We start from the raw sequence: 24,559 nt of genomic DNA on the forward strand, positions 1-24,559 counted from the left end.
AGTTGAGGATTCGGACCAGAATATGTCGGTGCCACATCCCTGACATCCGCTCCGCTAAAAGTGAGCGTTGATCCGCAGCATCGCTTGCTGGCGCTCGTGATTGTCGAGATCGAGCCGGCGGCCGTCACCAACGGCATGGCCTGCGACCTGAAATTGCCAGGTGCCGGAGATGCCGAGTGTGCTGGTGAGGCTGTAGGAGAACGTCGGTCCGACATACACCGCCTCGCCCGATAGGCGATCGAGGCCGCCGCCATCATAGCTACGCAGATAGCGCGTGCCGACGCCGATCAGCAGCCCCGGCTTCACCTGATAGGTCAGTGCGCCGTGCAGGGCGAACTCGGAATCGTGTGCTGTAAGCCCAGTCGCATGCGCGCGAGTCATGCCGGTGCCGTACCAGATATTGAAAGCGGCGAACCAGCGATCCTTGACCAACTCACGATCGAACAACGCCGCGAACTCGGCGCCGTATTGCTCGACGCGCAGGCCGCTGCCGTCGTCCACGCGGTTCCACCCCGGCTGCGCGTGCAACGTCAGTCCGAATGGCGCCGACGCGCGATCGATCAGCTTGGCGCGGAACTCCAGCGTCGCGCCGTTAAAGCTGACGTGGTGACGATCGTCGAAACCCGCGACCCCATCGATCCGCTGCGCTCCGAGCGCGAAGCCGGGCGCGATCCTGAAACGATCGGACAGGGTGTATTTGACCTGATTGAGCGTCGCCAAGGTGTTGTACCGGCCGTCGCGTTTGCCGAAGGCGGCGACGTTCTCCATTTCCAGTTCGATCTCGCCTGCCTGACCGATGTCCGAGCCCATCGTGAAGCCGAAGATGTGCTCGGTGTCGGCGCCTTCTGCGTGATGACTGCCCCCGGGGCCCGGCGCCGCAGTGCGCTCCGCTGGCCCGCTCTGCGGCTTTCCGCCCAACTTACGCTCGTCACCGGCAAAGGCCGGCGCAAGGTCGCCCAGCAGGCCAAGGGACAGAAGCGCTGCCGATACCAGGGGCCTTACGGTTTGACTGAGGCAGAACGCCGCAGCCTGCGCCGATAGACCTCTTTGACCGGCAATCCCGCCCCCAGCTCGTTCCACGCTCGTCCTCCCCGCTCGCTAAACCCACACCCGAGCACCGGCTAGATGCACATGCGAATTATTAGCATTAAAAGGCGCTGTGTGGCAATCGCTCTCCCGTCGGCACGGTTTAAGCAAAGCGATCAAGGGTCGATGACGCTGGCTTTTGACCGAATTATCGTCCAACGAGCGACGACCATGCCACCACAGTAGCGCCCATGAGCCGAACACCCGCTTTCATCCCGCGCCTCGAATCCATGCGCGGCATTGCCGCCCTGATTGTTGCGGCGTCGCACATCGTGCAGTCCCCGACCGGCCCGGACACCGGGCTGCTGACGCACCCGGGCGCTGGGCTCAATGACGGCGTCCGGCTGCTGTACGCCGCAGTGGTACACATGGTGGACGGCTTGCAGGCGGTGATCTTCTTCTTCGTCCTCAGCGGCTTCGTGCTGACCCGGTCGCTGCTCGCGGACCCGCGCCCCTCGGCGATGCAAGCGACGGATTTCGTGATCGCCCGGCTGTTTCGCCTCTATCCTGCCGTCATCTTCGCGGTCGCCGTTTTTGCGCTCGCCAGAACCATGTTTGGCGCGCCGCCTGTGCCCCGGACCATGCTCGAAAACATGGCGCTGATCGACACGTCCATGAACGGCGTAATGTGGTCGCTACAGCTTGAACTGATGGCGATTCCGCTAATCTACATCATGTATCTATTGCTACTTCGCCGGACCGCCGCGACCACCGCGGCGGCTATCGTGATCTGCCTGGCGCTGGTGGTGATGTCGTTCGATCCATCGATCCACAAGATCCTGGGCGGCCATCCTTCGCTGCAGCTCTACTACGCTTTCACCTTCGGTTGTTTCTGCGCAGCTGCGTCGGGGCGCTGGGCATCCCGGCTGTCGCCGACCCAGGTCAATATCGTCGCCGCGATCGCGATCCTGCTGTTCTTTACCGCGCGTCCACTGCTCGGCCCGGCATCACCGTGGCGCTTCGTGGTCAACGGACTGAGCGCGTGGCTGCTGATCTATCTCTTATCTTACGGGCCGCGTGCGACGCTGCTCAACGTGCTCGACCATCCGGCCGCACACTGGCTCGGCAAACTGTCGTTCAGTTTCTACCTGTTTCACTTTCTGACGATCCTTCCGGTATGGAGCCATCCGGAGGTGGTGGTCTGGCTGGTCGACACCGCCGGGGTGCCGCGTCTGCTGATCGCGGCCGTGATCCTGGTGGCCAGCACCGCGGCGACGCTGGTGCTAGCTTACGTGTCCTATACTTGGGTGGAACTCCCCGGCATCCGGCTCGGCCGGCAGGTCCGCGCCCTGTTCGCGCCACGAATCCGCAGCGCCGAGGCAGGTTGACCGGCGGTCGTCAAACGGTCGCGGAAAATTCCGATCAGGCTGTGGGCCGCCCGCCCGGAGGCGTCCCCCTCCCTGGCGGGATGTCGTAGGTTGCCCTCGATTCGCCTCGCCTTGCGGCGAAGCATCAACGTCCTTGCCATCGTTACGAGAGACCCCAGTGCCGAAAATCGCGTCCGTCATCGCCACCGAACTCGCCGTCCGTGAAGAGCAGGTCCAGGCTGCCATCGACCTGCTCGACGGCGGCTCGACCGTCCCCTTCATCGCGCGCTATCGCAAGGAAGCGACGGGGATGCTCGACGACGCACAGCTGCGCACGCTGGAAGAACGTCTGACTTATCTGCGCGAGATGGACGCGCGGCGCATCGCCATCATCGACAGCATCAAGGAACAGGGCAAGCTGACGCCCGAAATCGAGAAGGCGCTGCTCGCCGCCGACACCAAGGCACGGCTCGAAGACATCTATCTGCCGTTCAAGGAAAAGCGCCGCACCAAGGCGCAGATCGCCCGGGAGTCAGGCCTGGAGCCGCTCGCCGATTTGTTGCTGCAGAACCCAGACAAGGACCCGCAGGCCGAAGCCGCGGCCTATGTGAAGACCGAGGGCGATCATCCGGTCGCCGACGTAAAGGCCGCGCTGGAAGGCGCACGCGCAATCCTGGTCGAACGCTTTTCGGAGCACGCCGACCTCACCGGCAGCCTGCGCGAGGCCATGTGGAGCCGCGGCCAGATCAAGGCCAGCGTGCGCGACGGCAAGAAGACCGAGGGAGCCAAGTTCGCCGATTACTTCGATTTCTCGGAGCCCTACGAGAAGCTGCCGTCGCATCGCATTCTGGCGCTGCTGCGCGGCGAGAAGGAAGAGATTCTGTCGCTCGAATTCGGCGACGGCGAAGATTCCGCGTCCAAGGAGCCGACCCAGTACGAGAACCGCATCGCCGCGACTTTCGGCATCTCCCGCAAAGGCCGACCGGCGGACGGCTTCCTGTCCGACTGCGTGCGCTGGGCGTGGCGCACTCGGATCAAGACCGGGCTTGCGCTCGATGTGCGGATGCGGCTGTGGCAGCAGGCCGAGAAGGAAGCGGTGCGGGTGTTTGCCGCCAATCTGCGCGACTTACTACTCGCCGCCCCCGCCGGCGGCCGCGCCACGCTCGGGCTCGACCCCGGCTTCCGCACCGGCGTCAAGGTCGCGGTGATCGACCGCACCGGCAAGTTCGTCGACCACACCACGATCTATCCGCACGAGCCGGCGCGGAAGTGGAACGAGAGCATGCTCGAACTGGCGCAGCTCTGCGTCAAACACAAGATCGAGCTGGTGGCGATCGGCAACGGCACTGCGTCGCGCGAGACCGAGAAGCTGGTCGCGGACCTGATGAAGGCCAAGCCCGATCTCAAGCTCACCAAGGCGATCGTCTCCGAGGCCGGCGCGTCGGTGTACTCCGCCTCCGAGTTCGCCTCGAAGGAGTTCCCCGCTCTCGACGTCTCGATCCGCGGCGCGGTGTCGATCGCGCGGCGGCTGCAGGATCCGCTCGGCGAACTGGTGAAGGTGCCGCCGCAGTCGATCGGCGTCGGCCAGTACCAGCACGACCTGAATCAGTACACGTTGTCGCGGGCGCTCGATGCCACCGTCGAAGACTGCGTGAACGCGGTCGGCGTCGATCTCAACACCGCTTCGGCGCCGCTGCTGGCGCGCGTGTCGGGCATCGGCGAAACGCTGGCGCAGAACATCGTCGCGCATCGCGACGCCAACGGCCCGTTCCCCAGCCGCGCCAAGCTCAAGGAAGTGCCGCGGCTCGGCCCGAAGGCGTTCGAGCAATGCGCCGGCTTCCTGCGTATCCGCGACGGTGAGAACCCGCTCGACGCCTCCGGCGTGCATCCGGAAGCCTATCCGATCGTCAAGAAGATCCTGGCGGCGACCAAGAGCGACATCAAGGCGCTGATCGGCCAGACCAAGACGCTGCAGACGCTGCGGCCGGCAGAATTCGCCGACGACAAGTTCGGCATCCCGACCGTCACCGACATCATCAAGGAGCTCGACAAGCCTGGCCGCGATCCCCGTCCAGAGTTCAAGACCGCGACCTTCCAGGAGGGCGTCGAGAAGATCACCGACCTCAAGCCCGGCATGATCCTCGAAGCGACCATCACCAACGTCGCGGCGTTCGGCGCCTTCGCCGACATCGGCGTGCACCAGGACGGCCTGATTCACATCTCGGCGATGTCGGAGCGGCGGATCAACGATCCGCGCGAAGTCGTGAAGCCGGGTCAGGTCGTCAAGGTCAAGGTGCTCGAAGTCGACGTGCCGCGCAATCGCATCGGCCTGACGCTACGGATGTCGGATCCCATCCCGAAACCGGGCGAGCGACGCCAGTCGGGCGGTGCTGGCGCGAGCGCCAAGCTGATCGACCGCCACCGGCCGCGTGCTGAAACCAGCGGCGGCGGTGGGGCTTTTGCCGCGGCGCTGGCAAAGGCGGCCGAGAACAGCAAGCACAAGTCGAAATAGCCCGTGCAGGACAACGGCCGGTCTCGAAAAGTGAGGCCGGCCCGACCAGTCCCCTCAGGTCACGCTGCCTGATAAGTGTTGCAATTGCCGAATGGGCCGCGCCGGCGGCGCGATACGACGCGAACTGGCGCTGCGCCGCGACTTTCGCTACAGTCCGGGCGAAATTCGATTAGCAGCGGGATTCATGTCTTCAGCGCTGGGCCCCCTCGTCGTCATTGTCGATGACGATGCCGACATCAGAGAAGCTCTGGCCGGCTTATTCCTGTCTTTGGGGATCCGCGTTGCGCTGTTCGCCTCCGCTCAGCAGTTGCTGACCAGCGGCGTGCCCGCCGACGCCAACTGCATGGTCCTCGACGTGCGCCTGCCGGGCACCAGCGGGCTCGACCTTCAGGATATTCTGTCCCGCCTCAACGTCCGGATTCCGATCATCTTCATGACCGGCTATGGGGACGTGCCGATGACAGTGCGCGGCATGAAGGCCGGAGCAGTCGATTTCCTGACCAAGCCCTTTCGGGATCAGGAGATGCTCGACGCCGTCGCTGCGGCGATCGAACTGGACCACAAGCGCCGCGAGGCCGATGGCCGGCGTGACGAAATCCTGCAGCGTCACCGCGCACTGACTCCGCGCGAAAAGCAGATCTTCGAAATGGTCGCGTCTGGTGCGATGAACAAGAACGTCGCCGCCGACCTCGGCCTCAGTGAGATCACCGTCAAGATCCACCGTGGCCGCGTGATGAGGAAGATGGAGGCACGCTCGTTGGCGGATCTGGTGCGCATGGCCGAACTGATCGGCCCGGGCGCAGGCGGAACGGACGTAAAACCATCGTATGACTTATAAGGCCGCCAGCGCTGCCTCAGGATTCCGGATTGTCGGATCGTACTGGATCGCCCCTTGAGGATGGCAGCCTTGACCATCGGCAAGATCATAGCAGCGATCGATGACGCCGCGAACGGCCGGATGCCCGTCGGGACATGCGGCGATGCGTGGGGCGCCCGATCCGCGACCGATCCGCGACCCACGCAGACACCCGCAACCGGCCTCGATCGGACCCTCGCGGCATTTCGTGGGGAGGATTGATGCATCCGCCCTTCGGCACGGACGGATCGGCGCCACGGCACTTCCTGTTCAGAAGCGGCGACTACTCGGTCTATCGCGTACAGGACTCCGCAAACCCGGCCGCGCTGCTGCTGATGGCCGAACCGGACAGCCCATCAGTCGCGCGAAGCGCCGAGCTGGAATTTGCCGCGACTCGCGACCTCGACCCGGAGTTGGTCGTGCGGCCGCGCGAGCTGGTCTCCGTGCAGGGACGTGCCGCACTCCTCGCGGACGACCTCGGTGCGCGGCCGCTATCCGAATTGCTGGACGAGCCCGTCGATGTCGTCCGCCTTCTGCGCCGCGCGATCGGTATCGCGCACGCTCTCAGCTACGTCCATGTCCACGGACTAATCCATCGCAATTTGCGCCCGGACACCATCTGGATCGACAATGCCGACCATGCCCGGCTGACCGGGCTCGCCGGCGCGTCGCGATTTTATCGCGAGCACCCGGATCTCGGGGGTCACGACTCCCTGCTCGGTTCGCCGATCTATATGTCGCCGGAACAGACCGGCCGCGTTAACCGCTCGGTCGATGCGCGGAGCGATCTCTACGTCCTCGGCATTATCCTGTATCAGATGATCGCCTCGGGAGCCCTGCCGTTCCTCGCGACCAGCCCGACGCAATGGATCCACTATCACATCGCCCGCACGCCCAATCCGCTGCCCTGGACGCGGCCCGAGACGGCGGGAATTGAACAACTGATCTTTAGGCTGCTGTCGAAATCGGCGGACGATCGTTATTCCACCGCGGCCAGCGTGGAGCGTGACCTGCGCTCGTGCCTGGAGGCCTGGGAAACGCACGGCAGCACCGCCGGGGTCCGGATCACCGCGCGGGATGCTTGCGGCGTGATCCGGATGAGCGAGAAGCTGTACGGCCGCGATTCCGAAATCAATCAGCTGCTCTCGGCCTATCACCGGGTGGCGTCGACCGCGACGGCCGAGTGGGTTTTCATCTCCGGCTATTCGGGCGCGGGAAAGTCGTCCGTCGTCAACGAGCTGCGCAGGACGCTGACGCCGACCAACGGCTGGTTCATCTCCGGCAAGTTCGATCAGTACAACCGCGACATTCCATTCGCGACGCTGGCCCAGGCGTTTCAATCGCTGGTGCGGCAGATCCTCGGACAGACCGATGCCGAGTTGGCGCGGTGGCGGGAGAGACTGTGCGACGCGCTCGGCCCGCATGGCGAATTGGTGGTCAATCTGGTCCCCGAGCTCAAGCTGCTGATCGGACCTCAGCCGCCGGTTTCGGATCTGCCGCCGCAGCAAAGCCGCGGCCGATTTCAAGCGGTGCTCAGCCGCTTCCTGGCAGCAGTTGCGCAGGCGGATCACCCGCTCGTGCTGTTTCTCGACGACCTGCAATGGTTCGACACCGCCACGTCTGAATTTCTGCTTCGGCTCGCCCGCGAAGCCGACATCGGCTGTCTGCTGATGATCTGCGCCTATCGCGACAACGAGGTCGACGGATCGCATCCGCTGACGCAGGTGCTCGCCGAGATCCGCAATTCGGCGCTTCACCTCGAAGAAATTCGGCTGCAACCGCTCTCGCTCGACGACGTCACGAGCCTGGTCGCCAATGTGCTGCGCAGTCCCTTCGAGCGCATTGCGCCGCTGGCCGCTCTGATTCATCACAAGACCGGCGGCAACCCGTTCTTCGCCATTCAGTTCTTTTCATCTTTGGTGCACGAACAGTTGCTGGCTTTCGACGCCTCGCAGCATCAATGGACTTGGGACGTCGAACTGATCGAGGCCAAAGGCTTCACCGACAACGTCGTCGACCTGATGGCCCGGCGGCTGGACCAGTTGCCCAAGATCACGCTGAAGATCGTCAAGGTGTTCTCGTGTCTTGGCATGTACGCCAGCGCGGCGACGCTCAGTGGGCTGAGCGAGCTGTCCGAGGCCGATGTACACGCCGGCCTGCAGGACCTGGTGTCTTCCGAACTGTTGCTTCGCACCGGCTCGGATTATCGCTTCGTGCACGACCGGGTCCGTGAGGCCGCGTACCGTCTGATCCCGGCAGCCGAGTTGGCGTCTCAGCATCTGTTCATCGCCCGCCACCTCGCAGCCTCCGGCGGCCCTGCGCCGCCGTCGGATGTCCTGTTCCAGATCGTCAATCACTACAACTCCGGCGCGGGACTGGTTTCCTCGCTCGCCGAACGACTGACGATGGCGAAATACAACTTCGAAGCCGGCCGCGCGGCGCGCAAGGCCGTCGCTCACCAGTCCGCCTTGATCTACCTGACTGCAGCGCGTTCCCGCTTGACCACGCCGGAATGGCGGAGCCACCGCGACCTCGCCTTCCAGATCGAATATCAACTCTCAGAATGCGAATTCTTGACCGGTCATCTGCCCGCGGCCGAGGCGCGGCTGATGCAGCTGCGGGCCGATGTAGCGAACGAGGTCGACAAGGCCGCGGTGGTGGCGTTGCAGATCACGCTCTACACCGCGATGGATCGCAGCTGCGATGCCGTTCAGAGCTGCCTCGATTATCTGGCCGAGGTCGGTATCGTGTGGCCAATCAAGCCGACCGAGGACGACGCGCGCACCGAATATCGGCGATTGGCGCGGCGGCTCGACGGCATATCGCTCGGAGCGCTCCTGAACTTTCCGCACGCCGACGATCCCAGACATTGCGCCGCGCTCGGCGTGATGACGGCGTCGCTGGCGCCCGCCTTCTTCACCGACCTCAACCTCGTCTGCCTGATCCTGTGTCGGATGGCGAATTTGAGCCTGCAACACGGCAACAGCGACGCCTCCGCGCTGGCTTACGCTTATCTCGGCATGGTGGCCGGACCGACGTTCGGCGACTATCGCGCCGCCCTCAGCTTCGGCGATCTCGGGCTTCAGCTCGTCGAAACGCACGGGCTCGACAAATATGAGGCCCGCGTGCACTTGACCTATGGCGCGCACGTGCTGCCGTGGGCGCGGCCACTGGCCGAGGCGCAAACCTATCTGCGCCGCGCCTTCGATGAAGCGAGCGAGACTGGCGACCTCACCTATCAGGGCTTTTCGTCCTGCACGCTGATCACCAATCGGCTGGACACCGGCGACCCGCTCGACGAGATCGAGCCCGAGGCCGACGCTCGCCTGCAACTGATGCAGCGCGCCCAGTTCGGTCTGATCGTCCACATCATCACCACCCAGCGCCAGCTCGTCCGCATGCTGCAGGGGCGGACCGTGGGGATCGGCTCCTTGAACGATAGCGGCTTTGATGAGGCCGCCTTCGAACAGCAACTCGCGTCCAATCGCAGCCTCGACATCGCGGCCTGTTGGTTTCAGATCCGAAAAATGCAGGCCCGCTTCTTTGCCGGCTGCTATGCCGACGCCTATCGGGCACTGGAAGCGGCAACGCCGATGCTGTGGACGACATTCGGCCATTACGAATTGGTCGTCTACAATTTCTACGGCGGTCTCGTTCAGGCTGCCTATTACGACTCGGCGCCGAGCGAGCTGCGCGAGACATTGATGAAGGGGTTGATCGACGCGCACCGGCAAATGTCGATCTGGGAGGCGCATTGCCACGAGAACTACCAGTGCCGCGCGGCGTTGCTGGCCGCTGAGATCGCCCGGCTCCAAAATCGGCCGTTTGAGGCGTTGCAGCAATACGAACAGGCGATCAGCTCCGCACGCCGGCACCGTTTCGTCCATGTCGAAGCGATCGCGCACGAGACTGCCGCGCGCCTGTATCAACAGCAGGGCCTGCAAACCGCATACGAGACACATCTGGCCGGGGCGCGGAATTGCTATCACCGCTGGGGAGCCGTCGGAAAGGTGAACCAGATCGAACGATTGCACCCCGGTCTCGGACTGGGCATGCTGGCCGCGCCGCATGTGCCGCCGGAGCTCGCCGACAGTTTCGATCTCGCCACCGTGGTCAGAAGTTACGAAGCGGTCGCCAACGAGCCCGGCGTGTCCCGGCTGATGGAAAGGCTGATGACGCTGGTGATCGAACACGCCGGCGCGCAGCGCGGCCTGTTGATCATCCCGGACGGCGACGAATTGACGGTGCGGGCGGAGGCCCGCACCGGTCAGGAAGGCGTTCACGTCGCGCTGCGGAACGACGGCGTTTCGCCGCTGGAACTGCCGGTGACGATCATCGACGTCGTGGCCGGGAGCGGTGACGCCGTCGTGCTCGACGATGCGCGGGTCGAAGGTCCGTTCGTGGCCGACGCCTACGTCGCCGCCGCACAATGCCGATCGATCCTGTGTCTGCCACTGGTGAAGCGCACCAAGCTTGTCGGCATCATCTTTCTCGAGAACAATCTGGCCGCCGGCATCTTCACTCCGGCGAAGCTGTCGATCCTCAAACTACTCGCCTCCCAGGCGGCGATGTCGTTGAAGAACGCGCTGCTCGAGGAGAAGGACGCGCTGGTCGAAGCACTGCAGAAGTCGCAGTCGGAGCTGATGCACATGTCGCGGCTGACCGCGATCGGCGAGCTGGTGGTGTCGATCGCGCACGAGATCAACCAACCACTGACCGCCATCATCACCAACGCCGAAGTTTGCGTGCGCTGGCTCAACACCGAGAAACCCTCGACCGATGAGGCCAGGAGCGCGGCTCGTCGTGTGATCGAAAACGGCCGGCGCGCAGCGGACGTTGTTCAGACGATCCGCGGCTTGGCGGTCAAGTCTCCGCCGAAGATGTCTCCGGTCGACGTCAACGGCGTCGCGACGGAGATGCTGTCGATCATTCAGAGCGAGCTACGCCAGCACGCCGTCCACCTCGAAACCCACTTCACGGACCAGCCCAGCGTGATTCTGGGCAACAAGGTGCAGCTGCAGCAGGTTCTGCTCAATCTGACGATGAATGCGATCGAGTCCGTCGCCGCCATCGAAGGCCGCCGGATGTTGCACGTCGCCACCGACATCGCGGCCAATGATACGCTTGTGGTCAGCGTCACCGACAACGGGCTCGGCTTCGACGAGGACCGCATCGACCAGCTCTTCGATGCTCTGGTAACGACCAAGCCACACGGCATGGGCATGGGGCTGTCGATCAGCAAGTCGATCGTCGAGGCGCATGGCGGCCGGCTGTGGGCGACCTCGGTCAAACCGCGCGGCGCGGCGTTTCATTTCTCGCTGCCACTGCTGCATTCGTGACCGGCCGCGAAAGCGCGAATCTTCAAGGCGCCATGCGAACAGACAAGAGGCCGCGACACGTTCGGCCTAGATACGGTGGGATCGAAAAGCCCAACAGGAGTCAGTCCGCATGGCCACCCCCTCACCGACCTTGCCCACAGTCGTGCTGGTTCACGGCGCCTGGGCCGACGGATCGAGCTGGCGGCTCGTCGTTCCCTATCTGATGCAGCAGGGAATCGCCGTCGTCGCAGTGCAGAACCCGACGACATCGCTCGCCGCCGACGTCGAGGCTACCAAGCTCGTGCTCGACGCCATCGAAGGTCCCATCGTGCTGGTCGGGCACAGCTGGGGCGGCGCGGTGATCGCGCAGGCCGGCAACGATCCCAAGGTCAAGGCGCTGGTGTTCGTCGCGGCGTTGCCGCCGAAGGCCGGCGAGTCGGTCGGCGACTTGATCGGTTCGCACCCGCCGCCGCCCGGCCTCGGCCAGATTGTCAAGGCCGGCCCTGGCCTGCTGAAGCTCAGCCCCGAGGGCTGGATCAACGACGTCGCACAGGATCTGCCGGAAGCGGATGCACGCGTGCTGGCCGTGGTCCAACCGCCGTTGCCGGAATCGACCTTCGGCGACAAGATCACCGAGGCGGCCTGGGCGACGCGGCCGAACTGGTACATCGTTTCGGTCGACGACCGTGTCGTCAGCGTCGACCTGCAGCGGGAGCTGGCGTCACGCCTGAAAGCGACCACCAGCGAGCTGAAAGCGAGCCATCTCTCCATTCTGTCACAGCCGCAGGCGGTTGCCGATGTTATCATCTCGGCCGTCACTGCTGCGAAGTCGGCACAGTAGGCCGGCTCCCGCCCATCCGTTCACCCAATTCAGGAGACCACCCGATGACCAGCGGCTATGTCAAGACCAAGGACGGCGTCGACATCTACTACAAGGATTGGGGCCCCAAATCGGCGCAGCCGATCATGTTTCATCATGGCTGGCCGCTGTCGTCCGACGATTGGGACGCGCAGATGCTGTTCTTCCTGGCCCATGGCAACCGCGTCGTCGCCCATGATCGCCGCGGCCACGGCCGCTCGTCGCAGGTCGGCACCGGCCACGACATGGACCACTACGCGGCCGATGCCTTCGCGGTCGCCGAGCATCTCGATCTGAAGAATGCCGTGCATATCGGTCACTCGACCGGCGGTGGCGAGGTCGCGCGTTACGTCGCGAAGTTTGGCGAGCCGGCGGGCCGCGTCGCCAAGGCCGTGCTGGTCTCCGCAGTGCCGCCGCTGATGCTCAAGACCGCTAACAACCCTGGCGGTCTGCCGATCGAGGTGTTCGATGGCCTCCGCAAGGCGCTCGCGGATAACCGCGCGCAGTTTTTTGTCGATTTGCCGGCCGGCCCGTTCTACGGCTTCAACCGCCCCGACGCGAAGACCCTGCCCGGCGTCGTCGACAACTGGTGGCGACAGGGCATGATGGGCGCGGCGAACGCGCACTACGACGGCATCAAGGCATTCTCCGAGACCGACCAGACCGACGACCTCAAGGCGATCAGCGTGCCGACGCTGGTGCTGCACGGCGAGGACGATCAGATCGTGCCGATCGACAATGCCGGCCGCCTTTCGGTCAAGCTGCTGAAGAACGGCAAGCTCAAGACCTACCCGGGCTACCCCCACGGCATGCTGACCACCCACGCCGACGTCCTCAACGCCGACCTGCTGGCGTTCGTCAAAGAATAAGCAACTCAGCGCCGGAGCAGGAGCGCCCACTCCGGCTTGTCCTTCTTTCGCCCATCGCTCACCGCTTCGTCATGGCCGGGCTCGTCCCGGCCATCCACGCCTTTGCTGCATCTCCTTCAGCACGGCGTCATGCCCGGCACAAGGCCGGGCATGACGCGTGGTGAGGTCTGGACACGCAATTCGCGCGTCCGCGACGTCACCATCCATACTGCAGCTGCGCACCGAGATAGCTGCTGCTGCGGCCGCCGGCGTTGCGCAGGGTGTCGCCGATCTCGAAATGCACGGCCTCGATCGCGCCGGTGAGGTGCGCGTCGAACGCGTAGTCGACGCGGAGCTGGCCGTAGGCGCCGGTCCACGTGCTGCCGGTGCCGGCCGTGCCCGGCACCGGATTGCTCGGCTGGACGTAGACCGCATCGGCCGTCGTCGCTCGCCACTGCAAGCCGGCCGCGGCCATCAGCTTGAGCCTCGCCGCCGGGCTGACCGTGATCGACGGCTTGAGGTGCACCAGGTTGGCATAGCCGGTGTAACCGGCCAGCGTGAAGTAGTAGCCGTTCGGGAACAGCGGATTGAACGTGCCGAGCACGCCGTCGCCCGGCCGGTCGTCGCCGGATGCCGCGTCGAACTGGATGCCGAGCCGCGGCTGCCAGGTCGCGTTCAGCGTGTAGCCGGCGCGGGCGCCGACCGCCCAGGCCCGCGCGGTGCTGGCGCCGACCTCGCCGAGCTGCCCCATCGCCTCGAGGTCCCAGTCGATCTGCTGCGCCTTGCCGGCAAAGCGGATGTCGAACACGTGGCGCCGCTCGTCGCCGAAGGCGGTGAGATATTTGGCGTCCGCCCGCTCATACAGCGAGTAGTAGCCCGACAGCTCATTGTCGCCGAGCACCTTGCGCTCGATGCGAACCGTGCTGAAACGGAAGCGATCGTCAGAGCGGTCGTCGAACGGCCGCACGTCGAAATATTGCACCGGCCGGCTGACGAAGCCGATGAAACGCCAGACGCCGGTTTCCCAATTCGCCCAGATCGCATCGAACGATTGCCGCACGTTGGGGCCGTCGCGCGAGGAGACGAAGCGCTGCAGATCGAACAAAAAGTCCTGGCGGCCGACCCGTGCCTTCAAGGTGCCATCGGCGAACGTCCGCGTGTATTCCAGGAAGGCGAGCCGGAGGTCGGCGCGATCCTGATCGGCCGAGGTAACGACCAGCTTGTCGAAGGCGCGGTCGTCCTCGAGTTGCACGAAGGCGCGCCAGTTCGCGTCGAAATGCACGTCGGCGTGGACCTGCAGACGCTGGATGAAGTAGCTGTCCGAGCGCGTCCCCGCCGTGCCGAAGCCGGCCGCGTCATTGGTCTCGAAGCGCTGCCGGAAAGTCGCGCCGAGCGAGACGTAGCTCTTCGGATCGCTGGCCCACAGCGGGATGTATTTCAGCGCGTCGAGCGGCTCGGTGCGCAGCTTGGGATCGGCCAGCACCGACCAGTCCTCGGCCCAGCGATTGGACTGGATCGCGGGCCGCTTGGCCGGCGCGGCGTCCGCGTCGTCAGCGCGCGCCGGCGCGGCCACCGCCAGCGCGGCAAGCAGCGGCAACGCGGTCGCAGCCTTGAGCTGGGGCCATCCCCTCACCGCGGCCTCGTGTTGAGCATTTGCTGTGTCGTCACTTGTTGGCGGCGTGCTTTGCCGTCACCGCATGGATCTCTGCCACATAGCCGCCGGGAAACTGCACGATCGCGGCGGTGCGGTCCTCGAACTTAGTCGGTTCGACCAGAACAGTCACGCCGGCCGCCTTGGCTTTGCTCAGCGTCGCGTCGAGGTCGGCGACTTCGTAGCCGGTGGTCTCGTGGCCATAGGGATACGGCAGATAACCGTCGGTAACGAGCACCGCCATCTTGCCGAATGCGGATTCGATCCGCACACGCTTGATCGTCGCGCCCGGCTTGCCGACCTCGGCGCCCGCCGCCTTGTCGGTCTCCGAAACGATCCTGCCGTGCGAGAAGCTCACAAAGCTGCGCACGAAGGCGTCCGCTCGATCAGCCGGCACATAGACGCGGTTTTCCGGAACGGTTTCGAACGCCGCGTAGTTCGGTTTGGTCGTGTGCCAGTAGAGTTGCATGTTGACGCCGCCGGGCCACTGCACCACGACGTCGCGCCCGATCGGATCCGGGAAGGTCGAGACCAGCACCGAGGCGCCGGCCGCGCGCGCCTGCTTGACCGCGACGTCGATGTCGCTGACCAGATAGCCGTTGCGCTCGGCGCCGAACGGATACGGGATCGGCGTCTTGAAGCCGAACAGCGACACCGTGCCGACCGGGGTCTGCAACAGTTGCGACGTGGTGCTGCTCGGGGTCGGCGTTACGGTCGCGACGACCTGCTTGGTGCTCTTGCCGCCGAAGGTGGCGAGAAAGCTCGCGGCGAACTTGTCGACGTCATCGGGCGCCACATAGACATGCGTGGTGTCGTATTGCGGCGCGACGGCGACGGCCGGCCTGGCTGGCTTTGCCGCCACCGGCGAACTCAGCGCTGTGGCGATTGCCAGCAGCAAAATCGGTTTCGAGAGCCGGCTCATTGAAGTCTCCTCATCGCAATCATGAAGTCAGGCGCATTCGGGGCGACAGGATCGCCACCAATACGAGGCCGGCGATCAGTCCGAGATGCTCGAAGAAGGCGTTGGTCAGCATCCAGCGGCTGGCAGCCGGCGCTGCCCAGAACGCATTCGCGGTCAGCATCGCCACGAAGGTCAACACGCCAAGCGCGCCGGCGCCGAGCCAGACCAGCCGATCGGCGATCACCAGCGCCGAGCCGCCGAGCTCGACGGCGATCGCAAGCGTCGCCCACAGCCAGCCGGGATGCAGCCCGAACGCCTCCTGCTCGGCAACGGCGCCGGCGAAATCGGCGAGCTTGACGACGCCGCCGAGCAGATAGGCCGACACCAATGCCAGCCTAGCGGCGTGCCACAGCAGCGGCGACGACAGCATCGTCGCCACCCATCGCGGCTCGCCCGCCGGTCTCATCTCACACCGCCCAGCAGGCGCAACCCAGCGCGCCCCAGAAGCTCTTGAGGTCGGCTATCGGCAGCTTGCTCGACCACGCCGTGGCGTGATCGTGGCCGTGAACGCCGCAGGAGCAGGCGCAGCCGCAGGACGCGATCGCCTGCCGCGCCACCACATCGGCAGCTTGGGGCTCATCCGCCCAGGCCGCGTAGCCGCCGAACCGCCGCACCGGCGACCAGTCGGGCATCGCCGGCGGCGGCGCCGCGTCATCCAACTTGGCGAAGTCACCGACGCCGTACACCACCTTGCCGCCGACCATGGTCAGAAGCGATGTAGTTTCGGCGATCTCTGCCTCGCTGCAGGAAAAGTAATCGCGGTCCGGCACCACGACATCGGCAAGCTGTCCGACAGCGATACGGCCTTTGTTGCCCTCCTCGTTGGAGAACCAGGTGACGTTCTCGGTCCACATCCGCAGCGCGGTCTCGCGATCGAGGCAGTTGCGCTGCGGCGTGATGCGCAGGCCGCCGACGGTGCGGCCGGTCACCAGCCACGACAGCGACACCCACGGATTGTACGACGCCACCCGGGTCGCGTCGGTGCCGGCCGAGACCTTGACGCCCTTATCGAGAATCTTCTTCACCGGCGGCGTCGCCTCCGCCGCGCCGAGGCCGTAGCGCTCGACAAAATACTCGCCCTGATACGCCATACGATGCTGCACGGCGATGCCGCCGCCGAGCGCGGCGATGCGGTCGATCGACTGATCCGAGATCGTCTCGGCGTGATCGAAGAACCAGTGCAGCCCGTCCAGCGGCATCTCCTGATTGACCTTCTCGAACACGTCGAGCGCGCGCGAGATGGTCTCGTCATAGGTCGCGTGCAGCCGCCACGGCCATTTGTTCTGCACCAGGACGCGCACTACCTCCTCGAGCTCGCCCTCCATCTCCGGCGGCATGTCCGGGCGCGGCACGCGGAAATCCTCGAAATCGGCCGCCGAGAACACCAGCATCTCGCCGGCGCCGTTGTGGCGGAAGTAGTCGTTGCCCTGCTTGTATTTCGACGTCTTGGTCCAGTTCAGGAAGTCGTCTTTCTCGCCCTTCGGCTTCTGCGTGAACAGATTGTAGGCAAGCCGGATCGTCAGTTGGCCATCCTCGTCGAGCTTCTGGATCACCGCATAGTCGTCGGGATAATTCTGGAAGCCTCCGCCGGCGTCGATCGCACCGGTAACGCCGAGCCGGTTGAGCTCGCGCATGAAATGCCGGGTCGAGTTGACCTGGTAGTCGAACGGCAGCTTCGGCCCCTTGGCCAGCGTCGCGTAGAGGATGGCGGCGTTCGGCTTGGCGAGTAGCAGCCCGGTCGGATTGCCGTTGGCGTCGCGCATGATCTCGCCGCCGGGCGGCTCGGGTGTATCCTTGGTGTAGCCGACGGCGCGCAGCGCGGCGCCGTTGAGCAGCGCGCGGTCGTAGAGATGCAGCAGGAACACCGGCGTGTCCGGCGCCACCGCGTTGAGTTCGTCGATCGTCGGCAGGCGTTTCTCGGCGAACTGATGCTCGGTGAAGCCGCCGACCACGCGCACCCATTGCGGCGGCGGCGTGATCGCGACCTGGCGCTTCAGCATGTTCATCGCGTCGGCCAGCGAACGCACGCCGTCCCAGCGCAGTTCCATGTTGAAGTTCAGCCCGCCGCGGATGATGTGGAGGTGATTGTCGATCAGCCCCGGCAGTACCCGCCGGCCCTTGAGGTCGATCACTTTGGTCGACGGCCCGGCCAGCGGCAGCACCTCGCGATCGTGCCCGACCGCGACGAAGCGGCCGCCGCTGATCGCCACCGCGCTGGCGGTCGGGTTCGAGCGGTCGAGCGTCGTAAACAGCCCGCGATGCAGGATGAGATCGGGCGCGTCGGTCATGAAGTTGTCTCCGGTGGATGGGGATGCGCGGCCTGGTCGGGCGCCGGCGCAGTTCGGCCGGGCAACATGCCGAACATGTGCGGCGCGCATTTCGCCTGCCGCCACGCCGCCGCGAGGCTGTGGCCATCGATCAGATGGCGGGCGACCGGGACGATCTGCTCGCCGAGCAGGATGCCGAGCAGCCCGACCAGCGCCACCAGCGGCGGCGCCGGCGAGCGCACGTTGATCAGGCTGTAGATGACGCCGACCAACAGGCCGGCGCCGAGGGACAGCAGGTACACTTTCATCGCGCGCTCCCGCCGTCGTGGGCGTCAGGCCGCCTTGGTGCCGCCTTCGGAGGCGTGCTCGCCGAGCGCCCATTTCGAGAAGCGAACCTGGATGCCGTAGGGCGAATGCGCGCGCAGGATGTCCATCATGCCGTCGTAGGTTTCCGACCGCGCCCAGTCCTGCTGCAGCTCGAAGGCGTATTGGCACGAGGTGATCGGCACGGCGCCGGCCTGGATCGCCCGCTCCATCGCGCGGTTGTGCGCTTCGATCGACAGGTCGCCGCAGGCGTCGGCCGGGATGTAGATCTCGTAGCCTTCCTTCAGCATGTCGAGCGTCGGAAACATCACGCAGGCCTCGGTCCACAGGCCGGTGATGACGAACTTCTTGCGGCCGGTCGCGGCCACCGCCTTGCGGAAATTGGGGTCGAGCCACGAATTCATCGAGGTGCGATCGATGATGTCGTGGTTCGGAAACAGGTCGGTGACCTCCGGCATGAACGGGCCCGAGAACGAATCCTTCGCCACCGTGCTGATCACGGTCGGGATCTTGAACAGCTTGGCCGCCTTGGCGAGGATCTGGATGTTGTTGAACACGCCCAGACGATCATGGGACTGCACGCCCTGATACATCGCCGGCTGATAATCGATCAGCGCGATCGCGCTGTTGTCGGGCGTCAGCATTTCCAGTTTCGACATTGCGGGTCTCCGAGTGGGATGAGCGACGCGGCTGCGTCAGGTTCGTGCACCAGCTTGCGCGAGATCGCCGGCAAGGGCTTGGACGAACCCGTCACCGATTGCACGAACGCGCGATGGGGCGTGGATCACCCAAACGTTCAAACCGCAGCACAAGCCTGCAAGTCCGCGCTGGGCGCCGCGGCTACGCTGCTGGACAATGTGGCTGACCCGGCCGCAAACCGCGGCTTTGGCCGAGCGAGGACGACATGCAGCATGCCGGCGAACGCCCCGCCTCCGTGGAAGCGAGTAGCTCGGCGTGGGTGGCATTTCGCCACACCGCGTTCACCGTGGTATGGACTGCGACCGTCGTCGCCAATGTCGGCACCTGGATGTACAACGCCGCGTCCGGATGGTTGATGACCAGCCTCGAGGCCGATCCCCTCACCGTCTCGCTGGTACAGGTCGCCTCCAGCCTGCCGATGTTTCTATTCGCGATCCCGGCCGGCGCGCTGTCGGACATCATCGACAAGCGGCGCTTCCTGATCCTGATCGAAATCGTGCTCACCGTCTTCGCCGTCGCCAGCGCGCTGCTGGTGTGGTTCGGGCTGATGAACCCGACGCTGCTGCTACTGTTCACCTTCCTGCTCGGCGCCGGCGCGGCGTTCGCCGCACCGGCCTGGCAGGCGATCGTGCCGGACCTGGTGCCGAAACCGGCGCTCGCGTCGGCGGTCGCCAGCAACGGCGTCGGCATCAATATCAGCCGCGCCATCGGTCCCGCGCTCGGCGGCGTGGTCATTGGTGTGATGGGCATGGCGGCGCCGTTCTGGATCAACGCGCTGAGCAATTTCGCGGTGATCGGCGCGCTGATGTGGTGGCGTCCGGTGTCGACCCGCACCGCCAATCTGCCGGCCGAGCGGCTGATGAGCGCGATCGTGATCGGCTTTCGTCACGCGCGCTACAATCCGGATCTGCGCGCGACGCTGGTCCGCGCCGTGGCGTTCTTTTTCTTCGCCAGCGCCTATTGGGCGCTGCTGCCGCTGGTAGCGCGCAAACAGATCGCTGGCGGCCCGGCGCTGTACGGCATCCTGCTCGGCGCGATCGGGCTCGGCGCCATCTTCGGCGCCTTCCTGCTGCCCTCGCTGAAGCAGCGTCTCGGCCCGGACCGGATGGTTGCCGCCGGCACCATCGGCACCGCGATCAGCCTGGTGCTGCTCGGCAGTGTCACCCGCGTCGAGCCCGGCTTCGTCGCCTGTATGCTGGCCGGCGTCTCGTGGATCGCGGTGCTGGCCAATCTCAACGTCTCGGTGCAGGTGTCGCTGCCCGACTGGGTGCGCGGCCGCGGCCTCGCCATGTTCGTCACCGTGTTCTTCGGCGCGATGACCGCCGGCAGCGCGCTGTGGGGCCAGGTCGCATCGTCCTACGGCCTGCCAATCGCGCATTTTCTGGCGGCGGCCGGCGCGGTGCTCGGCGTGGTGCTGACATGGCGCTGGAAGCTGCGCGGCGGCGCCACGCGCGACCTCGCACCGTCGATGCACTGGCCGGCCCCGGTGCTGGCGATAGACGCCGAGCCGGATCAGGGCCCGGTGCTGATCACCATCGAGTATCGGATCACGGCGGAGGAGCGCGACGACTTCCTGCGCGCGCTACACACGCTCAGCCACCAGCGCCGGCGCGACGGCGCCTATGCCTGGGACGTGTTCGAGGATGTCGCCGACAAGGGCCGCTTCCTCGAAGTATTTCAGGTCGCGTCCTGGCTCGAACATCTGCGTCAGCATCAACGCGTCACCAATGCCGACCGCATCGTGCAGGAGTCGGTACGGCGCTTTCACGCCGCGGCCGAGCCCAAGGTCACGCATCTGATCGCGGCATCGTTTCCAGGCAACGCCAAGCCGCGTTCCTGACCGGAGGCGCCCTCAGAACAGCCCGTGGGCTCCGCCCACGGCACCGGCGACGGTGATCAGCGCCAGCGCGCTCAGCACGCGGTGGCCGCGCAGCGCGATGCGAAACGCGCAATCGGGGTCTTGGCGCGCCCGGCTTTCGAACCAGGCGTGCAGAAACAGCGGCTCGGCGACAAACAGCATCACCACAAAGATCGTCCACAACGCAATCATGGCGTGCAGCCACCAGAAGCCCGGATCGGCGATGCGCTCCCAGTGGCCCAACACGTCGAACAAATAGAGGCCGGATATTCCCGCCAGCAACACCGAGATCCGCGCCTGCCAGGCGAAGCGCCGCTCCAGCGCATCGAACACCGCAAGCCGCCGCTCGGCCTCGAATTCGCGCAGGCTCGGCAGGATCACGAAGGTCACGAACGCAAGGCCGCCGATCCAGTGAACGACCGACAGGACGTGAACTGCGCGGGCAAGTGCGGGCCAATCGATCATTTGCTCCGACGTCGACGTCGCTGCAGCCTCCGCAGACGATCGTCATCGTTCCTGTTGCTGGAGAGATCCGCGGCCTTGCTGCGCCGTGCGGTCGGGGTAGCCCGCTCAATCAGGCGGGTACGTCGACGCACCAACTATAGACACGGAACCTGCGAAGAGTTTGCGCGGGCGCAAACTCGCGGCGGCCAGCGCCGCTACAGCTGTTCGGGCAATGCGCCACCACTCGCACCACCCGCAACAATGCGCGTCAGCCCAGAGCGGCCGACGCGGCAGCCTGCCGCAAGCTCGCCAGGCGCGTGATCGATTGCGCCGCTTGCTGCTGCGCGAATTCCAGGCTGACCTGATCCGTCGCGCGGTCTGCATCGTCAAGATAGAGTTCCGACAGCTGCTCGGCGCGCCGCAAGGCCCTGCGCTTGACAGTGTCGAGCGGCGCCGGCTCAAGCATTGCTTCGCCGGGCGCAACGTCCGGCACTCTCCCCCCGACCCGCAGCAACAATTCTCGGTCACGCGGCGCGAGCTGCGACCACAGCATCACGTCCTGCTGCAGCAGGCTCTCCAGCAAGGCGGCAGATTGCGGCTCGGCGGGCGCACTGGATTGCGGTCGCCCCGCGTCGCGCAGCGCACGCCACGCCAGCCGGCGCTCCTGCCGCAGCAGATTGCCGTCGCGCAACGCATCATGCGCGAAGCCTTCGGCCGCAGCTTGCACGGCAGCGTCGGTTGCCACCGCGATCACGTAGCTCCAGAACACGAAGGCGCGCCGCCGATGCTCCACCGCCATCGCCCACGCGGTGAAAGGCGTCGCCAGCTCCGAATGCCGAACCTCAGCAACTTCCCGATCGGGTACCAGCTCCGGCAACGGCCAAGGCACGTCGGCGGCGACTGGCTGGCGGCCGAACGACTGCAAACAGGCAGCCGCGAGCTGATCGAGGCGGCGCGCCTCGATGGCCGACAACGTCTCGAACACGCAGCGCAGCGGCCACGCATCATCGCCCAGCTGCGCCGCGGCGGCTTGGTAACGCTGACGAGCGTGGCGTGCGACGCCGAATGCCACCGCATACAGCGCGATCAGCGACGTCACCGGAGCGGGTGGAACCATTGTGAGAATCGGATGACGGGTCACATCGGGATTCCTACGGAGATTGACTTACTACCTACGCCATTCGAGACATTCAGCACGCGCGACAACGCCGTCCGCCCGCTACGAGACCTCGATGTCTCGATCTTGGATGGACCTCCGTCCTTCCCTGAACCTCAGACGGAACGTTGAACGATCTTGCGCACAATTCAAGTCACTTCTGTCTTCCTATGCGTCGTCGTCGCCGCGTTGCTGCTGCTGGGCGGCATGCAACGCAGCGTCGCCGCGACGCTTGCAGACTACATCGGCAAAGCAGCCCCGAGCGAGTTGATACCAGGTGCGACGCGGTTCGGCCCGCTGCAGGGCACACCCGCGATCGCACCGGTTTATCAGAACGAAACGCTGCAGGGCTTTGCCTATCTCACCTCGGAATTCGCCAACGCCACCGGCTATTCGGGCAAGCCCATTCAGATGCTGGTCGGAATCGATCAGGCGGGCGTCATCAAAGGCCTCAAACTTGTCGACCATAAGGAGCCGATCGTTCTGGTCGGCATTCCGGTCCAGCGCATTCTCGACGCGGTCAACAAGCTGATCGGCACCGACATGGCGAACGTTGTGCGAGGCGGCGCAGCATCGCCGCAGGTCGACATCGTCAGCGGCGCCACCGTCACTGTGCTGGTGATCGGCGACAGCATCGTGCGTTCCGCCACCAAGCTGATCCGCAGCGGTCGGCTCGGCGGCGCCGCGATCGCGGCCACGACATCAGCGCCGGTCAGCAAGATCGTCGACATGGACAACAGCGAAGTCCGCGACTGGCAGGGCCTGCTCGCCGACGGCGCCGTGCGACGCCTGTTGGTGACGGTCGAGGAGATCAATCAGGCGTTCGCCAAATCCGGCAACGCCGCCGCGGCCGAGCATCCGGAGGACGGCGAGCCCGACGCCGCCTTCATCGATCTGTATGCCGCCGACGTCGCGGTGCCGACCATCGGCCGCAGCCTGCTTGGCGACGACGGCTATCAGCGTCTCGCGGCACGTCTGAAGCCGGGCCAACACGCGCTGCTCGTCGCCGGCGCGGGGCGCTACTCGTTCAAGGGCTCCGGCTATGTCCGCGGCGGCATCTTCGATCGGATCGAGCTGATCCAGGACGGCAACAGCATGCGCTTCCGCGACCGCGATCATACGCGGCTCGGCGGCGTGGTGGCCTCAGGTGCTCCGGAGCTGCCGGAAATTGCTCTGTTCTCTATCCCGATCGACTTCGGCTTCGATCCGGTCGAACCATGGACGTTGCAGCTGCTGGTGCAACGCGTCATCGACGTCCGGGAGAAGGCCGCGCTCACGTTCGACCTAGGCTATCGGCTGCCCGATGCGCTGACAAAGCAGCAGCCGCTGCCAGCGCAGACGCCCAAAGTTGCGACGACGTCTGGTCCAGCAACCGCAGCGCCTTCCCCGATCCCTGCAGTCGAACCGAACGAGCAGCCGTTGTGGATGCGGATCTGGCAGGGTGACCTGATCAAAATCGGCATCACAGTCGCCGCGCTCGGCACGTTGGTCGTGATCTTCTTTTTCCAGAACGCGCTGGTGCGTCGGCCGCGGTTCTACAACTGGGTCCGCCGCGCATGCTTGCTGTTCATTCTGGTGTGGCTGGGCTGGTACGCCAACGCGCAGCTGTCCGTCGTCAATGTCCTCACCTTCGCCAACTCGCTGATCTCCGGCTTCAGCTGGGAGTACTTCCTGTCGGCGCCGTTGATCTTCCTGCTGTGGGCATCGGTCGCCGCCGGGCTGCTGTTCTGGGGCCGCGGCCCGTTCTGCGGCTGGCTGTGCCCATTCGGCGCGCTGCAGGAGCTGACCAACGGCATCGCGCAAGCGCTGAAAGTGCCGCAACTCCGCCTGCCCTGGGGCCTGCACGAGCGGCTGTGGCCGGTAAAATACATCATCTTCCTCGTGCTGTTTGGCACCTCGCTTTATTCGACCGCGCTGGCCGAACACCTCGCTGAACTTGAGCCGTTCAAGACCGCGATCATCCTGAAATTCGTCCGCGAATGGCCCTACGTGCTGTACGCCGCGACGCTGCTCGTCGCCGGCCTGTTCGTCGAGCGCTTCTTCTGCCGCTATCTCTGCCCGCTCGGCGCTGCGCTGGCGATTCCCGGGCGCCTCCGCATGTTCGAATGGCTGCGTCGCTGGAAGGAATGCGGCTCGCCGTGCCAGCGCTGCGCCAAGGAATGCCCGGTGCAGGCGATCCATCCCGAAGGGCACATCAACGTCAACGAGTGCATCTACTGCATGCACTGCCAGGAACTGTACTTCGACGACCAGCGCTGCCCGCACATGATTCAGGTGCGGCTAAAGCGCGAGAAGCGCGATGCGCTGTCGTCTCCCGCAATGCGTGGCGGCAAGCGGCCCGACACGCTGATCACCGCCGGCGGGCGTCCGATCCCCAGCCTCAACCCGACTTCCCCAACCTCACAAGCCTAGG

General features: G+C 65.4%; 17 protein-coding genes. 8 read left to right on the plus strand and 9 right to left on the minus strand.

All coding sequences use genetic code 11. From position 1 onward, the window contains the following. Nucleotides 1-54 precede the first annotated feature (54 nt). Complete coding sequence (locus D4Q52_RS14080) at nucleotides 55-918, minus strand: transporter (RefSeq protein ID WP_234831198.1); 864 nt, start codon at nucleotides 916-918, stop codon at nucleotides 55-57. Nucleotides 919-1,277: 359 nt separating this feature from the next. Between D4Q52_RS14080 and D4Q52_RS14085 the strand changes: the two genes are divergently transcribed. The 6 genes from D4Q52_RS14085 to D4Q52_RS14115 all read left to right on the plus strand — a co-directional run bounded on the left by D4Q52_RS14085 (nucleotide 1,278) and on the right by D4Q52_RS14115 (nucleotide 12,807). Then, a complete protein-coding gene (locus D4Q52_RS14085; RefSeq protein WP_119857201.1) occupies nucleotides 1,278-2,414 on the plus strand; it encodes an acyltransferase family protein in 1,137 nt (378 codons plus the stop codon). Nucleotides 2,415-2,571: 157 nt separating this feature from the next. Then, entirely contained in the window at nucleotides 2,572-4,905 is a 2,334-nt protein-coding gene (locus D4Q52_RS14090) for a Tex family protein (RefSeq protein ID WP_119857202.1), read from the plus strand. A gap of 184 nt (nucleotides 4,906-5,089) precedes the next feature. Then, entirely contained in the window at nucleotides 5,090-5,743 is a 654-nt protein-coding gene (locus tag D4Q52_RS14095; RefSeq protein ID WP_119857262.1) for a response regulator transcription factor, read from the plus strand. Between the two features lie 239 nt (nucleotides 5,744-5,982). Then, on the plus strand, nucleotides 5,983-11,100 hold the full coding sequence (locus D4Q52_RS14105; protein WP_119857204.1) for a trifunctional serine/threonine-protein kinase/ATP-binding protein/sensor histidine kinase: 5,118 nt from the start codon (nucleotides 5,983-5,985) through the stop codon (nucleotides 11,098-11,100). Between the two features lie 109 nt (nucleotides 11,101-11,209). After that, nucleotides 11,210-11,920 (plus strand): alpha/beta fold hydrolase, encoded by a 711-nt coding sequence (locus D4Q52_RS14110; RefSeq protein ID WP_119857205.1) that lies wholly within the window; start codon nucleotides 11,210-11,212, stop codon nucleotides 11,918-11,920. Nucleotides 11,921-11,964: 44 nt separating this feature from the next. Next, a complete protein-coding gene (locus tag D4Q52_RS14115) occupies nucleotides 11,965-12,807 on the plus strand; it encodes an alpha/beta fold hydrolase (protein WP_119857206.1) in 843 nt (280 codons plus the stop codon). 196 nt (nucleotides 12,808-13,003) lie between these two features. Here D4Q52_RS14115 and D4Q52_RS14120 read toward each other — a convergent pair whose 3' ends face one another. The 6 genes from D4Q52_RS14120 to D4Q52_RS14145 form a co-directional block, all read right to left on the minus strand. Continuing rightward, on the minus strand, nucleotides 13,004-14,383 hold the full coding sequence (locus D4Q52_RS14120; protein ID WP_425328487.1) for an alginate export family protein: 1,380 nt from the start codon (nucleotides 14,381-14,383) through the stop codon (nucleotides 13,004-13,006). Between the two features lie 67 nt (nucleotides 14,384-14,450). Then, complete coding sequence (locus D4Q52_RS14125; protein WP_119857208.1) at nucleotides 14,451-15,359, minus strand: VOC family protein; 909 nt, start codon at nucleotides 15,357-15,359, stop codon at nucleotides 14,451-14,453. A gap of 19 nt (nucleotides 15,360-15,378) precedes the next feature. Continuing rightward, nucleotides 15,379-15,804: a DoxX family protein gene (locus D4Q52_RS14130; RefSeq protein WP_119857209.1), complete on the minus strand. Its 426-nt coding sequence runs from the start codon at nucleotides 15,802-15,804 to the stop codon at nucleotides 15,379-15,381. A gap of 1 nt (nucleotide 15,805) precedes the next feature. Beyond that, nucleotides 15,806-17,686, minus strand: a complete 1,881-nt coding sequence (locus D4Q52_RS14135; RefSeq protein ID WP_119857210.1) for an amidohydrolase — start codon at nucleotides 17,684-17,686, stop codon at nucleotides 15,806-15,808. Continuing rightward, nucleotides 17,683-17,973, minus strand: a complete 291-nt coding sequence (locus D4Q52_RS14140) for a XapX domain-containing protein (protein ID WP_119857211.1) — start codon at nucleotides 17,971-17,973, stop codon at nucleotides 17,683-17,685. Before D4Q52_RS14140 ends, D4Q52_RS14135 begins: the two co-directional genes overlap by 4 nt. Nucleotides 17,974-17,997: 24 nt before the next feature. Continuing rightward, nucleotides 17,998-18,648, minus strand: a complete 651-nt coding sequence (locus D4Q52_RS14145) for a hydrolase (protein WP_119857212.1) — start codon at nucleotides 18,646-18,648, stop codon at nucleotides 17,998-18,000. A gap of 245 nt (nucleotides 18,649-18,893) precedes the next feature. Here D4Q52_RS14145 and D4Q52_RS14150 point away from each other — a divergent pair, with 245 nt between their 5' ends. Further along, nucleotides 18,894-20,528 carry an MFS transporter gene (locus tag D4Q52_RS14150; protein WP_119857213.1) on the plus strand — a complete coding sequence of 545 codons (1,635 nt, stop codon included), beginning with the start codon at nucleotides 18,894-18,896 and terminating at the stop codon, nucleotides 20,526-20,528. Nucleotides 20,529-20,540: 12 nt separating this feature from the next. On the opposite strand, the gene D4Q52_RS14155 is transcribed toward D4Q52_RS14150, so the two are convergent. Continuing rightward, entirely contained in the window at nucleotides 20,541-21,011 is a 471-nt protein-coding gene (locus tag D4Q52_RS14155; RefSeq protein WP_119857214.1) for a hypothetical protein, read from the minus strand. A 247-nt stretch (nucleotides 21,012-21,258) separates the two neighbouring features. Beyond that, entirely contained in the window at nucleotides 21,259-22,062 is an 804-nt protein-coding gene (locus D4Q52_RS14160) for a hypothetical protein (RefSeq protein ID WP_234831199.1), read from the minus strand. Between the two features lie 291 nt (nucleotides 22,063-22,353). Between D4Q52_RS14160 and D4Q52_RS14165 the strand changes: the two genes are divergently transcribed. Next, nucleotides 22,354-24,558, plus strand: a complete 2,205-nt coding sequence (locus tag D4Q52_RS14165; RefSeq protein ID WP_119857263.1) for a NosR/NirI family protein — start codon at nucleotides 22,354-22,356, stop codon at nucleotides 24,556-24,558. Nucleotide 24,559 lies beyond the last annotated feature (1 nt).

Source organism: Rhodopseudomonas palustris (assembly GCF_003591005.1).
Taxonomy (GTDB): domain Bacteria; phylum Pseudomonadota; class Alphaproteobacteria; order Rhizobiales; family Xanthobacteraceae; genus Rhodopseudomonas; species Rhodopseudomonas palustris_K.